We start from the raw sequence: 12,481 nt of genomic DNA, 5'->3' as shown, positions 1-12,481 counted from the left end.
CTGCATCAGTGGCATGCTACCAGAACGCTGTCTGTTATCTCGATGCAGCGCCCCAACGCTCGGCCCAGAATCTCCGGCGACGCTCTCAAATCTTTCGCCATAGCCGGAACCTGGCGCAGATGTTCGGCAAACTCGGAAAGCTGAGCCGCGAGCGCTTTCCGTTCATCAGGATCAGGCATTAGTCCGGCGCAAATGCGTTTCCAATCGGGCAGATGATCGCGACCGCCGTCACGCATCATCGCCCATCGGGTGGAGCGGACGATCCCCTCTTGGGCGAGCCTCATAGGCGCAAAATCAAAAAGCGGAGACAATCGGATCGTCCCGTCCTGATGCTTGCTCAGTGCGGAATTCCGGCCGTGATTGTCGGGATTGCCAAGCGCGAGGTTGGCGATGTCGCGCTTCAGGTATTCGACGATGTCTGGGAAGGGATCGGCCGAGTATTGGCGCAGAACGTCGATATAGGCCTCATGTGTGCCGACATGGCCGAAATCGGCAACGCCGATCGCGGATACAAGGCTTTCCTGGCCAAGCCGGACGGTTCCGCCGCCCTCCTTCCTCCTCCGATCGAAACGGGGAATGATCAGGACGCCTTCGGCATAGGTCGATGGTTCGCTGACATTAAGACCGATCTCTTGAGCGATCCGCGAATAGAAGGATTCGCCTTCGAGAATCAGGCGGTCCACAGGCTCGTTGCTGCGGACGAGTTTGACGATGACGTGGCGCACGGCCTCCTCATCGGTCACGAAGCTGTCAGGATAGTAGAGCCCGTCATTCGCCTGTGTCATCGAGACCTTCGGCCATTCGCCTTGCAGGCCGCTTGAGCCGGAGGCGAGCATTCCAAAGTGATCGGCAACTTCCGTGAAGCGATCAGACCGCTCAAGGATTTCCGCCTCTGTAACCCCTTGGCGCTCAACACCGCGCAGTCGTTCGGCTTCGGCGTCTGCCGCTTCTTTGATGCGGATATTGCCTATGCCGCCCGTTGCCGATCGCAGAAGCAGCGGCAGATCAGAAGCGCGCGAGCCTTCAGCAAGACTGAGATGCTCGGCAAGCTTTCGCCTTGCATGTCCCTGCGGCATGAGATCCAACAGGAAAGGAGGCCAGCTGCGGCTATATCGATTTTCGAGATCGACAGGATAACGGACGGACAAGGCGCGATGGTCGCGGATCGTTTTTCCGGCCGCAAATTCCGCCGACGCCACGGTGACGAAATAGTCTAGATCGTAATCGACTATGGACGCGCCCTGGAAGCCGGCCGCGTCGTCCTTTAGTTCCAGTGTCGCGGTGTGATGCCACTCACCGTCAAAATGGGTTTGGAGCGTCAGGCGCATTAAATAACCCTTTCAATGGTTCAAATAATGCGTTTTTCAAGATTATTCAACCCATCAGAGTGGGTTGAATAATTGCGGTCAGAACTGCCAGCTACCGACACGGTTAAAGCATCTGATCCGAGGCGGGCCTCTGACGGCGCTACCGCAGGCGAACGGCATCAGCGAAAAGCCAAGCACGGGCGTCAACACGCTTGCCCGCCATCCATTCGTCGTGAGTGAAATAGGAGACCAGGCTACAGCGGTTATAGAACCCATCCTTTGAGCGGGTGCAGCCCGAGGCTTTGCACAGATCGCCAAGAATGCGGCTTGCCGGCATCACCATACTGGTCGAAGAGCAGGCCCCATCGAGGCTCTCCAGGATGTCTTAGTCTTCGCAGATCACTTTCACTTCCGCCCTCGATGGTCTAAAAGCGTCGGCGACTTCATCGGGTCTTCGTGTCTTCCTCACTGCGCCCATACGCCGGCCGCCAGCCGCGGGCGAATCCTCGGCTCCCCACAAACTCGCCGCGAGCCTTCCAATTGGCTAGTGCTCCGCCGGTCGGGCCACCTAGGGCCATTCGCTGAGCATAGAAGTCCATATATATTAGCCGGACGAGGCTTGGCAATCTGCGGCGACTCCAGCATAGGTCGCGGAGTTGCCGCAATTGGCATTGTCGCAGGAGGCGATGTCTTCAGGCTGGGGATTGCCGCCGTCGTGTTGAAGGCCGCCACCACAGGCGGCGCATATCGGTTCTCCCAGGTGCCGGGTTCCGTCATCGATCTCAGTCATCGTGGCCTTTTTTCTTGTCCTCGAAGCCCATCCCTACCTGCAGATCGAGTTGGGGAACGATTTCGGCGGCCGGCGCCGTTGTCTTCTTCGGAGGCCGCGGCTTCGTTGATTTGGGGCGAGGCTTGGCCTCCGGCGTAGGCTCAAGCTCCAGGATTGGCCCCCGCGGCGGAATGGTTACGTCGACCGGGGGGATCGTCGTTTTGATGGGCTCGCGCGATACCGCTTCAGCGGGGGAAAACCGGATCATAGCAGCACCTTCTGAATTGCGGGCATAATAACTCCTTCAAGCCGAGGCGCGGTCAAGCATGTGGGTAACATGTGGATAGCCGCCCGCGACGAAGGTCTCGTTCTAATTATGTTCTCATCCTGGAATGAGTCAACAGCGATTTTTTCAAGGATTTGCTGAAGGAATGGCCACATCACAAAGCGCCCCGTTTTCTTCAGTCACACGCACCGATCAAATGGAGCCGTGTCCTGCGTTTTCGAATGCAGGAGCTTGAAGAGTTCTCGACACCTGGTCTTATCGCTGGCGAGCGCCTGTGCGCGATATGCGTTCAGCATGTCGACAATAGCGCCGTCTTATTGCGGCCATCCGACGGGAAGTGCGGCATCTGCGCCGGTGAGAAGCAGAAGGATTGTCTCTTACGCGATATCACGAGGTGAGTTTTATGCTGCAAATTGGCAAGGTGAGGTAGCTTTCGGCAAGGTGGTCGGATGGCGTCGAGGTGTTGCCGGATTGCGCAGGTCTGCTCATTCAGTTGGCCACCAGACCCACAAGCTTGCGATCGAAAACAATCACATCGAGCAGCGAGGTCTTCTCATTCAGCACGGAAAGCAGCCGGTCATTGTCGGGCCAAGCCAGGGTCAAGCGGTAGATTGCCATGGCTCCGAGTGGATCGATATCCGGGTTATTGCGCCGAAGCTCTACACGCTCTGACAGGGCTTCGCGCTGGCATTCCTCATAGGACCCGGCAAAGGCCAATGGCTCGTCACGACCCGGCACGATCTGGTAGCCAAATACAACCAATTCCATTCTGTCTCCCTCAGAGAGCCACCCCAAACGTATAGCTGCCCGGGCAGCGGGGGAACTCCCAAAATCGGGGGGGCGAAGAGATATCGGCTTACGAGGCGGAGCGTTTGACGTCAGTCGCAGTCCGAAGAACTAACGTAGCGGGCGCCCTTCCATCGCTCAGGATTTCACCTAGCCGCGCTGCGTCGCAGAATACTGCAGACGTGCCTCTCATCTCGGCCCGCTTCGGCGGGCTTCCTTCTGCGAGGGCTCCCCCCAGCTTCAGGAGAGGTTTAACTTGGTGTTCGCTGGTTCTATCCGACGTCATTCCGTGCTGTCGTCGTTGGCTGGATACGGAGTGTTTTTCTCCTATACTCTTCGATGGCCTGCCAAGCGCGTCTGCCCTGTTCCCAGGATGATCTCGTCCTGTTCGTTATGTCGGCTGTTGTGATCACTCCGGTCTCCCGCATCCGTTTCCATGCCGCAGCGAACTCATGATCCTGTTTCGCACCGACGCCGATCCTGTCGGTCTCCGCGGAAAAGCTGATGCCTGATCGGAAGCCGGGCTGCGACTGACTGGTCCCACCGAAAAACTCACCGACGAGGTCTTCGAACAGCTTGCGACGCGCGCCGTGATGGTTGATCATACTGCCGATGCCGGTGTAGCGGAGGCTATTGCGACGGCGGCTGTTGCCGCGCCAGTCATGTCAGCTGCACCATCGGCACCTATTTTCCCTGCGGCTCCGAAGCTGCCGGACCGGCTGTCGCGCCTGCGGCAACGGCCGGGCGGCATTTCAGCCGTATGCCCCATATTGCGGCGGCATCGTCGCCGTCATTGCCATTGCGGCTCTCGCCGCCAGATTTTAACAGGAGGGGCTCATGTCCCGCATCACCATCACCGTCAACGGTACGCCCCAGACGCGCGAGGTCGAAGACCGGACGCTGCTCGTACAGTTCATCCGCGAACATCTCGGCCTCACCGGTACCCATGTCGGCTGCGACACCAGCCAGTGCGGCGCCTGTACGATCCATCTCGACGGCGTGGCCGTCAAAAGCTGCACGGTGCTCGCCGTCGCCGCCGACGGTTCCCAGGTGACGACGATCGAGGGGCTGGCCGAAGGCGGCAAGCTGCATGACGTGCAGCAGGCTTTCCGCGAACATCACGGCTTGCAGTGCGGTTATTGCACACCCGGCATGATCATGGCCTCGGTGGACATGATCCGCCGTCATGACGGCATGCTCGACGAGCATACCGTCCGCCACGAACTCGAAGGCAATATCTGTCGCTGCACCGGCTACCACAACATCGTCAAGGCCGTACTGGATGCTGCCGAAAAGCATCGCGCGGCGCATGCCGTCGCGGCCGAATAAGCGGGGAAGCTCACGTCATGTACGCAACGACCTACCACAAGCCGAAGACTCTTGCCGAAGCCGTCGGACTCTACGCCAATTCCGACGAGCCTTCCTATCTGTCCGGCGGCCACACGCTGATCCCGACGCTGAAGAGCCGGCTTGCGGCGCCCGCGCATCTGATCGACCTGCGCAACATTCCGGAGCTTTCCGGGATCGAAGTGACCACCGACAGAGTGATCATCGGCGCCGCGGCCAAACATGCCGTGGTCGCCGCTTCCAAGGAGGTCAAGGCCGCCATTCCGGCGCTTTCAGGCCTCGCCGGTTCGATCGGCGACGTCCAAGTGCGCCATATGGGCACGATCGGCGGCTCGACCGCGAACAACGACCCGGCTGCCGACTATCCCGCCGCCGTGCTGTCGCTCGATGCCGTTATCCATACCGACCGCCGCGAAATTCCGGCCGACGACTATTTCCAGGGCCTCTACACGACCGCATTGAAGCCAGGCGAAATCCTCGTCCGCATCGAGTTCAGGATCCCGGAAGTCGCCGGTTATGCGAAATTCCGCAATCCGGCCTCGCGCTATTCGATGGCCGCTGCCTTCGTATCCAAACATCGCGACGGCCATATCCGCGTGGCGATCACCGGCGCCGGCAACGATGGGGTATTCCGCTGGATCGAGGCAGAGGAGTTGCTGACCGCGAACTTTTCGGCCGAAGCGCTGGAAGGCCTGACGATAGACGCATCACGGATGATGGGCGACATGCATGCGCCGGCCGACTACCGCGCCCATCTCGTCGCCGTCATGACCCGCCGCGCAGTGCAGAACCTTGGCGGCACGCATATTCTCTGAGGGCAGATGCCCTGTTACCGAAAGGCCGGCGGGGCGACTTGCCGGCCGGAAACATCGCGGCAGGTCGCGCAACCGCATTACAGCATCTTCAATCCTGGGGCGGGCCGAAGGTCGCGGCGATCCGCCCGAGCACGGCGATCAGAACCGCCTTGTCCTTGCCGGCGATCTCGTCAAGGCGACGATCGTAGACGACGCCGATCGCGTGCAGTCGTTCCTGCATCCGGCGGCCATTTTCGGTGAGCCTGACGCTGTAGCTGCGTTGATCCGCGAGGTTCGGCCGCCGTTCGATCAGCCCGCGGCGGGACAAGGCCTTCAGGCTGGAGGTGAGCGTCGAGCGGTCGCGGCCACAGATGCGACTGAGTTCTGACGGCGTCATGCTCTCCCGTTCGGCAAGTACCGTCAGGAGCGAATACCACCCGGGCTTCAGATCCGCCTTGCCCGCGGCCCTGGCAAAGGCCTGGAAGGACGTCTCCTGGGCCACCCGCAGATGATAGCCGATCAGATTTCGAAACATGGCCGGGACAAGCATCTCGCCGTCCGCAGATGCCGTATGCGCGTCCGGCCGCGTCGATGTTTCCGCCGCCATTTTTGCATTCCTCCCCCTACGGAAACTAATGGGAATGGGGGAGCGCAGCAAGATGGTTTGATATCGAACTACCTTGCTTCGGCCGATTGTCCGACAAAAGCTGGTAGAGGACAAGCGAAGCGAGGGGCATATGGCTGTCGCCGCACCACTTGCGACCTGAACCGGTACGACGGCCGAGGTTGCGATGATAGCCGCGACGGCGACGAACATTACCTGGAAAGCGATCAGAATCGGCCCGGTATTTCAAGCCCGCCTCCCGCCATTAAAATGGCACGTTGGAGGCGGGCGTCAGGTTTGAAAGGTGATCACCCGATCAGGGCGGTCACGAAGGCGACCGCGTAAAAGCCTATGATGATCAGGCACGCGGTGGCCAGCAGGAGGGCTGGGATACTGTTCATGACACTCTTTCCATGCCAGCCTCCGTCAACGCGCAGCAAGCCCGCAATATCCCTTTGAACCGGTTTACGGTCCGCAAAGGTTAATGATTTCCTGCCTTGAATTAGACATTTCAAATTAAAGATCCAATGGCTTGATACCGGGCGCGGGGCATGGTCTGTTGATGAAAATATTGTGCCGCCACAGGGCCTTGAGCCCGATTTATCGCTGATGAGAGTGACATGAGAGATTTCGAATTACCCGGCCGTTCGCTCGCTGTCGGCCGCACCGCGATGGCCGCCACCTCCCAGCCGCTGGCGACGCTCACCGCCATCGACATCCTGCGCAACGGCGGCAATGCCGTGGATGCCGCGGTTGCCGCCTGCGCCGTACAGTGCGTCGTCGAAGCCGGCTCGACCGGCATCGGCGGCGATTGCTTCGCTCTGCTCTCGCTCGGCGGCACGGACGAGGTGCTGGCCTATAATGGGTCAGGCCGGGCACCGGCTGCCGCAACCGTCGAACATCTGCGTTCGCTCGGCGTCACCAGCCTTACCCGCACCTCGCCCCACACGATCACCGTGCCAGGTGCGGTGGATGCCTGGACGCGGCTGGTTACCGATCACGGCCGCATGAAGATGGCCGATATCCTCGCGCCGGCCATCAAGCTGGCCCGCGACGGCTATGTTCTGCCGCCGCGCACGGCGCACGATCTTGCCGCCCAAGCGGAGATCCTGAAGGACGATCCGGCTGCGAGCCGTGTCTTCCTCATCGACGGCAAGGCGCCTCCGGCGGGTTCGGTCCAGTATCAGAAACAGCTCGCCGATACGCTCGAAGCGATCGGCCGGGAGGGCAGGGACGCTTTTTATCGCGGCCCGATCGCCGAAGGCATGGTGAGCTACCTGAACGGGATCGGAGCGCTGCATACGCTGGAAGATTTCGCCAATGCCAAAGGCGAATATGTGACGCCGATCAGGACGACGTTCCGTGGCCACGAAATCCACGAATGCCCGCCCAACGGCCAGGGCATCATTGCGCTGATGATCCTCAACATCCTGTCGCATTTTCCGGGCAAAGGCGATCCGCTGGCACCTGAGCGCCTGCATGTCGAGGTCGAGGCGACGCGGTTGGCTTACGCGGCGCGCAATCGTTTCCTCGCCGATCCGGCCAAGGTCGACGTGCCGGTCGATTACCTGCTCTCGGACGAACTTGCCAGGCAGTTGGCTGGAATGATCGATCCCGACAAGGCGATCGCGGACCTGCCGCCCTTCGACGAAGTGCCGCACAAGGACACGATCTATCTCTCGGTCGTCGACAGCGACCGCAATGCGATCAGCTTCATCAATTCGATCTTCTTCGTCTACGGCAGCGGCCACATGGACCCGAAGAGCGGTGTGATGTTCCACAACCGGGGCCTCAGCTTTTCGCTCGATCCGCACCATCCGAACGCCATTGCGCCGGGCAAGCGGCCGATGCACACGATCATTCCCGGCATGGTGACGAAGGACGGCCGCGCCGTCATGCCCTTCGGTGTCATGGGCGGCCAGTATCAGGCCATGGGCCACGCCCATTTCCTCTCAAAAGTCTTCGATTACGGCATGGACCTGCAGAGCGCCATCGAACTGCCGCGCCTCTTCCCGCTGCCCGGGACCAACCAGGTCGAGATGGAAGCCCGGTTGCGCAACACGATCGGCCCGGAATTCACCAGGCGCGGTTTCGAGGTGAAGGCGCCGGAATCGGCAATCGGCGGCGCCCAGGCGATCTGGATCGACTGGGAAACAGGCGTGCTGAAAGGCGGCTCCGACCCTCGCAAGGATGGCATGGCTCTCGGCATTTAAGCGGTAGGCAGGGGGCACTGCCCACCGAGTTGATGTTCTCGTCGCGGCAAAAGCGCTAGGGGCCTGTCTCAGGGTCAAGTGGCGGATGCAGGCGGAACCGTTCCCTCCGGCGTGAGGCCGTCCACTGCATTGGGTAGGTTCTCGGAGAGGCGCTTTAGGATTTCCGCTTCTGACATGCCGGTTCGCGTGGCAATATCTCGCAGGACGTCTGGTCCCAGCGCTGCAGCGAGCTCGCTGTCATTGATCGGATCGTTCGCCCCGGGCTTGACCCAAGACTCAGCTTTCTTCTCCTGCCCGGCCTGTCGAAATTGGTCTAGCAGGTCGCTCAAACCGCCGTTCAGTATCGACCCGATGCTGCCACCGCTTACCAAGCTTCCAAGCCCGCCTGTCCGCAACCTGTTAAGAATGTCGTCGATACCGCTATCCGATCCTGGGGCTGCATTCGCCGCGCTTCCCTGTGTCGCTTCACCCGACGGTGTCCGTTGGCGCTCTGCTACGCCCTTTAGGATTTCGGCGATCCGGTCGCGGTTCTGATATCCTGCGACCGCTAGGACGGCGAGAAGCGCTTTGAGTGATCCGCTCGGCATGTCTGGTCTCCTTGATCTCTGCGATAAACGGGCCATCCCGGCTGTGGTTCCGCATGAGATATCATGATGAACGAGAAGCCATCTCGCTCTAGGGTGTGCATGACGTCGTCGATCGTCTTCTAGATGGTCGAGGATGGTTCGTCGCTTCCCCGATCTCCATGAAGCGTCCCTGTCGGCTGCCGGGAATAAGGCACCCCTTGGTCGATATGCGTGTCTGCTGGTTGGTGTCGCCCTTGGCGACCTCGTCAGCCGCACTACCTCCGTCGAAAAAACTGGAGAAAAGCGATGAAAGTCCAGAAATTCAATATCGCCGACGCGAATTTGGTCAGGTCTCCGGGACAGCATGCCGATATCTTCGTCGGAAACCTGGTCGACGAGAAGAACGGCGGGCCGATCACCATCGGCTACGGCCGGTACGCTCCGGGCCAGTCGCTCACAGAAACCATGGCAGTCGATGACGTCATGATCGTTCTGGAAGGGCGGCTCGCTGTCTCCACGGGAGCTGGCACCGTCACGGCAGGTCCGGGCGAGATCGTCTATATGCCCAAGGGTGAGGCGGTAACGATTACGACGCAGGGGGAGGGAGCGCTCACAGCCTACGTGACATATCCCCACTGGGCGGAAGTTCACGACTAGAATCATCGGCTCAGCTATTGCCGACGAACTGGGGAGCGCTTCCAAGGAAGCGCCGCCCCCGGCACCATTTCGGCGAAACCTGTCCCCGCGATCTGACGTTCAATTTGCACATATCTGCGCGCCGTCGCAAATCAAACCATGCCCGGGCGGTTGAAATACCCCATGCGGCTCGAGCCAAGGAGACCGAAACAACACCACCGTCATCACGTTTTGAAATGAACGGTCATTCAAAATGACTTCCTTTTTCCGTGCCGCCGCGGTCTTGTGACAATCAAAGTCGTTCGAATCATCACGCGGCGACATGTAAACCAAAGAGCCGAACGTATGGAAAACCCGGTCGCATTGAACCGCCTGTCCGAAAATACCGTCTTCCGAAAGGGCGACCTGTTCGTGCTATTCGGTGAGCTTTTCGGACGCGGATACGCCACAGGCTTGCTGGATGAAGCCCGCAAGGCTGGCATGGATATCGTCGGTATTACCGTTGGACGGCGCGACGAGAACAACTTTTTGCGTCCGCTTAACGCCGAGGAGTTGTCAGCGGCCGAGTCCAGGCTGGGTGGCAGGATCATCAACATTCCTTTGATGGCCGGTTTCGATCTCGACGCGCCCGAAGGCGGTCCGACTCCGACCGACCTGCTCGCTGCGATGACGCTCGAGAATTGGCAGCAGGAAAAGCTTGACTGGGATTACGTCTCGCAATGCCGGGCGATTGGCACCAAGCGGTTCACAAAAGCTCTTTCCGATGTAATGGCCATTCTCGACGGCATGATTGTGGGCGGTCGGAATGTATTCTTTGCCCACACGATGGCTGGAGGCATCCCGAAGGCGAAGGTATTCCTCGCCGTCGCCAATCGAATCTACAAGGGACGCGGAAGCCGTCATATGTCGTCGCAGATGCTGATCGACAGCGATATGGGCAAGCTCATCCTGCAGAATTTCGATGACGTCTCCGCAAACACCTACCGACACCTCATCGACTTTAGTGCGGCCATCCGTGAGCGTGTCGAGGCCTCGGGTGGGCAGGTCCGGTATACGGCCTACGGCTACCACGGATCGGCAATTCTCATCGACGGGAGCTATCGCTGGCAGACCTACACGAACTATACTCAAGGCTATGCCAAGATGAGGCTTGAGCGTATCGCGGAGGATGCCTGGGCCACGGGTGTAAAGGCTACGGTCTATAACTGTCCCGAAATCCGAACGAATTCCTCCGACGTATTCACCGGGATCGAGCTGCCGCTGATCCCGCTGCTACTTGCGCTAAAGAGGGAGAACGGCGGGCGATGGGCAGAGGAGCAGTGGCTGGCATGCCAGCATCTTCTCGCGGACGGCTTCACCATGGATGATGTCTTCCGCAGAATCACCGCCATGCAGGCCAGCGAGGTCATGCGCCCGTTCTATGATTTCTCGGCCTGGCCGATGGCAAATAGCCAGGCACAGGCCGATCTGACTATCGGCACGTCCAATGAAATTACCGCCATGCACCGTGGCTCAAAGGCAATGATCAGCGACCATCTGAGCGGACTCGTGGTCGAGGCGACCGGGCAGCTTATTTTTGGCGAATCCTCGAACCCATCGGGGCCTGTCCAGTGGCTCAACCACGATATCGTGGCGCGTCGGCTGAATGCCTCCTACAATCAACCGGAAACCGCCGCTTCGATGACCGCATCCTCATCACTCGAAATCGCTTGACGCTAGCCCGATTTTTCCGCTGGCGCCCGCGAGAATTCTCGTATCGATCAAGACCGGCATCAGCACGCGACCCCTGTCCGTCAGGCGGTATTCATCCCGTGGCGGCTGTCGCCAAAATCCTGTCGTGCGATTAGGCCGTCGGCTTCCAACTCCCCCAGATGCTGCGTCAGCATCTTCTGCGAGATACCCGGCGTGTCTCGCAACAATTGCGACGTCCGCGTCGACGGCTCCGCGAAGAGGCCGAACAGGATTGGCAGCCTCCACCGTCGCCCGAGCATGAACAGCACCCGTGTGACAGGGGCCGGGGTTGTTCGCAAAGAGGCCGCGATCGAGCCCTGCGGCTTCACCCGATCATGAAGACTGCGGAGCTTGACCGGCCGGGCGAACAGTGGACGGTAATGGCGCTTGCCGAACTCTCCGCAGGTCTGCATCATCACTCATGCTGCGCTGATCAGACTGCATGGCTGTGGCCAACAAGCGATTTGCTGTTTACAAGGCGGCATGAGCGGAATTCTGCCAAAAAATGGATGACCGAGGCCTCTCCCTGGATCGCATGCGGACCTTCGTTCGTGTTGCGCAACGCGGCAGTCTCTCAGCGGCGGCACGGGAGCTCGGTATCGGGCAGTCGACCGTCACTCGTCATATAAACGAACTTGAAGAAGCGGTCGGCGTTCCCCTTCTTGGTCGAACCACTCGGCGCGTCACGCTGACAGAGGAAGGCAGCCGGTACTACACGAACTGCCTGCAGATCCTGCGGCTTGTGGAACAAGCCTCGGAAGAGGCAAGAGATGCCCGGCACGTGCCTGTCGGCGCCGTTCGCGTATCCTGTACCGCGGCGCTCGGTGTCATGCATGTCACACGCATGATCTTTGCTTTTCAGGACAGGCATCCAGATGTCCGGATAGACCTCAATCTCACCGACGAACGCATTGATCTCACCCGCGAGGGCGTGGACATCGCGCTACGACTGGGGCCTGTCATCGATGGGGCTATGAAGCTTGTCGCGATCGGTGAAAGCTGCCGAAAACTCGTAGGGTCGCCAGACTACCTGTCCAGCCACGGGCGGCCGGCGCGCCCAGCGGAATTGACCCAACACAACGGCATCGTGATGTCCAACGTCGCTGGAAGCGATCATCTTATTCTGTCTGCGCCGGACGGGATACGCCTGATGGTGCCGGTGGGTGGGACCTTGCGTGTGGACCATGGACTGGCCGCCCGGGCCGCTCTTGCCGCCGGTCGCGGCATCGCGCCGGCGCACCTCTGGCTTGTTCAGGATCTGCTCGATGCCGGCAAGCTCGAAACCGTGCTCGACGAATACGACCTCGATGCTGTTCCCGTCAGTCTGCTCGTTGTCCCGGAACGGGCCGGCATTGCCCGTGTGCGGTTGCTGGTCGATTTTCTCGTCGACGAAGTCAGGAAGCTGCCGGGTATTACGCCGCGCCGGCTGGCGAACGCTTGAA

At 60.1% G+C, this 12,481-nt stretch carries 12 protein-coding genes; 6 read left to right on the top strand and 6 right to left on the bottom strand.

Annotated features, from left to right (window positions below; translation table 11 throughout):
* Positions 1 to 5: 5 nt before the first annotated feature.
* The 3 genes from ACZ9EJ_RS27425 to ACZ9EJ_RS27415 all read right to left on the bottom strand — a co-directional run bounded on the left by ACZ9EJ_RS27425 (position 6) and on the right by ACZ9EJ_RS27415 (position 3,130).
* The gene (locus ACZ9EJ_RS27425; RefSeq protein ID WP_046639956.1) at positions 6 to 1,328 is read right to left on the bottom strand and encodes a type II toxin-antitoxin system HipA family toxin; all 1,323 of its coding nucleotides are present in this window, start codon (positions 1,326 to 1,328) and stop codon (positions 6 to 8) included.
* A gap of 761 nt (positions 1,329 to 2,089) precedes the next feature.
* The gene (locus tag ACZ9EJ_RS27420; protein WP_046639958.1) at positions 2,090 to 2,344 is read right to left on the bottom strand and encodes a hypothetical protein; all 255 of its coding nucleotides are present in this window, start codon (positions 2,342 to 2,344) and stop codon (positions 2,090 to 2,092) included.
* Between the two features lie 507 nt (positions 2,345 to 2,851).
* On the bottom strand, positions 2,852 to 3,130 hold the full coding sequence (locus ACZ9EJ_RS27415) for a hypothetical protein (protein WP_046639959.1): 279 nt from the start codon (positions 3,128 to 3,130) through the stop codon (positions 2,852 to 2,854).
* 855 nt (positions 3,131 to 3,985) lie between these two features.
* On the opposite strand from ACZ9EJ_RS27415, the gene ACZ9EJ_RS27410 reads away from it, so the two are divergent.
* Positions 3,986 to 4,477, top strand: coding sequence for a (2Fe-2S)-binding protein (locus ACZ9EJ_RS27410; protein ID WP_046639961.1), 492 nt, complete (start codon positions 3,986 to 3,988; stop codon positions 4,475 to 4,477).
* A 17-nt stretch (positions 4,478 to 4,494) separates the two neighbouring features.
* Positions 4,495 to 5,310 (top strand): FAD binding domain-containing protein, encoded by an 816-nt coding sequence (locus ACZ9EJ_RS27405; protein WP_046639962.1) that lies wholly within the window; start codon positions 4,495 to 4,497, stop codon positions 5,308 to 5,310.
* An 88-nt stretch (positions 5,311 to 5,398) separates the two neighbouring features.
* Here ACZ9EJ_RS27405 and ACZ9EJ_RS27400 read toward each other — a convergent pair whose 3' ends face one another.
* Positions 5,399 to 5,896, bottom strand: a complete 498-nt coding sequence (locus ACZ9EJ_RS27400; RefSeq protein ID WP_052764571.1) for a MarR family winged helix-turn-helix transcriptional regulator — start codon at positions 5,894 to 5,896, stop codon at positions 5,399 to 5,401.
* A 617-nt stretch (positions 5,897 to 6,513) separates the two neighbouring features.
* Between ACZ9EJ_RS27400 and ggt the strand changes: the two genes are divergently transcribed.
* Positions 6,514 to 8,106, top strand: a complete 1,593-nt coding sequence (gene ggt, locus ACZ9EJ_RS27395) for a gamma-glutamyltransferase (RefSeq protein WP_046639963.1) — start codon at positions 6,514 to 6,516, stop codon at positions 8,104 to 8,106.
* Positions 8,107 to 8,180: 74 nt separating this feature from the next.
* Here the strand turns inward: ggt and ACZ9EJ_RS27390 are convergent, their stop codons facing one another.
* The gene (locus ACZ9EJ_RS27390) at positions 8,181 to 8,693 is read right to left on the bottom strand and encodes a YidB family protein (RefSeq protein WP_046639964.1); all 513 of its coding nucleotides are present in this window, start codon (positions 8,691 to 8,693) and stop codon (positions 8,181 to 8,183) included.
* A gap of 285 nt (positions 8,694 to 8,978) precedes the next feature.
* Between ACZ9EJ_RS27390 and ACZ9EJ_RS27385 the strand changes: the two genes are divergently transcribed.
* Together ACZ9EJ_RS27385 and ACZ9EJ_RS27380 are read left to right on the top strand one after the other, a co-directional pair.
* Positions 8,979 to 9,329, top strand: a complete 351-nt coding sequence (locus tag ACZ9EJ_RS27385) for an ethanolamine utilization protein (protein WP_476100185.1) — start codon at positions 8,979 to 8,981, stop codon at positions 9,327 to 9,329.
* 324 nt (positions 9,330 to 9,653) lie between these two features.
* Positions 9,654 to 11,021, top strand: a complete 1,368-nt coding sequence (locus ACZ9EJ_RS27380; RefSeq protein WP_046641796.1) for an enoyl ACP reductase FabMG family protein — start codon at positions 9,654 to 9,656, stop codon at positions 11,019 to 11,021.
* 80 nt (positions 11,022 to 11,101) lie between these two features.
* Here the strand turns inward: ACZ9EJ_RS27380 and ACZ9EJ_RS27375 are convergent, their stop codons facing one another.
* Complete coding sequence (locus ACZ9EJ_RS27375) at positions 11,102 to 11,455, bottom strand: winged helix-turn-helix transcriptional regulator (RefSeq protein WP_251090929.1); 354 nt, start codon at positions 11,453 to 11,455, stop codon at positions 11,102 to 11,104.
* A gap of 89 nt (positions 11,456 to 11,544) precedes the next feature.
* Between ACZ9EJ_RS27375 and ACZ9EJ_RS27370 the strand changes: the two genes are divergently transcribed.
* Positions 11,545 to 12,480 (top strand): LysR family transcriptional regulator, encoded by a 936-nt coding sequence (locus tag ACZ9EJ_RS27370; protein WP_046641795.1) that lies wholly within the window; start codon positions 11,545 to 11,547, stop codon positions 12,478 to 12,480.
* Position 12,481 lies beyond the last annotated feature (1 nt).

Source organism: Neorhizobium sp. USDA 3394 (assembly GCF_056280385.1).
Note: the sequence above shows the minus strand (reverse complement) of the source record. Positions and strands in the feature narration are given on the sequence as shown.

Excerpts from the sequence above, each read along its gene's own strand:
- ACZ9EJ_RS27425 (WP_046639956.1), bottom strand. The coding sequence starts at position 1,328 with ATGCGCCTGACGCTCCAAACCCATTTTGACGGTGAGTGGCATCACACC.
- ACZ9EJ_RS27420 (WP_046639958.1), bottom strand. The coding sequence starts at position 2,344 with ATGATCCGGTTTTCCCCCGCTGAAGCGGTATCGCGCGAGCCCATCAAA.
- ACZ9EJ_RS27415 (WP_046639959.1), bottom strand. The coding sequence starts at position 3,130 with ATGGAATTGGTTGTATTTGGCTACCAGATCGTGCCGGGTCGTGACGAG.
- ACZ9EJ_RS27410 (WP_046639961.1), top strand. The coding sequence starts at position 3,986 with ATGTCCCGCATCACCATCACCGTCAACGGTACGCCCCAGACGCGCGAG.
- ACZ9EJ_RS27405 (WP_046639962.1), top strand. The coding sequence starts at position 4,495 with ATGTACGCAACGACCTACCACAAGCCGAAGACTCTTGCCGAAGCCGTC.
- ACZ9EJ_RS27400 (WP_052764571.1), bottom strand. The coding sequence starts at position 5,896 with ATGGCGGCGGAAACATCGACGCGGCCGGACGCGCATACGGCATCTGCG.
- ggt (WP_046639963.1), top strand. The coding sequence starts at position 6,514 with ATGAGAGATTTCGAATTACCCGGCCGTTCGCTCGCTGTCGGCCGCACC.
- ACZ9EJ_RS27390 (WP_046639964.1), bottom strand. The coding sequence starts at position 8,693 with ATGCCGAGCGGATCACTCAAAGCGCTTCTCGCCGTCCTAGCGGTCGCA.
- ACZ9EJ_RS27385 (WP_476100185.1), top strand. The coding sequence starts at position 8,979 with ATGAAAGTCCAGAAATTCAATATCGCCGACGCGAATTTGGTCAGGTCT.
- ACZ9EJ_RS27380 (WP_046641796.1), top strand. The coding sequence starts at position 9,654 with ATGGAAAACCCGGTCGCATTGAACCGCCTGTCCGAAAATACCGTCTTC.
- ACZ9EJ_RS27375 (WP_251090929.1), bottom strand. The coding sequence starts at position 11,455 with ATGATGCAGACCTGCGGAGAGTTCGGCAAGCGCCATTACCGTCCACTG.
- ACZ9EJ_RS27370 (WP_046641795.1), top strand. The coding sequence starts at position 11,545 with ATGGATGACCGAGGCCTCTCCCTGGATCGCATGCGGACCTTCGTTCGT.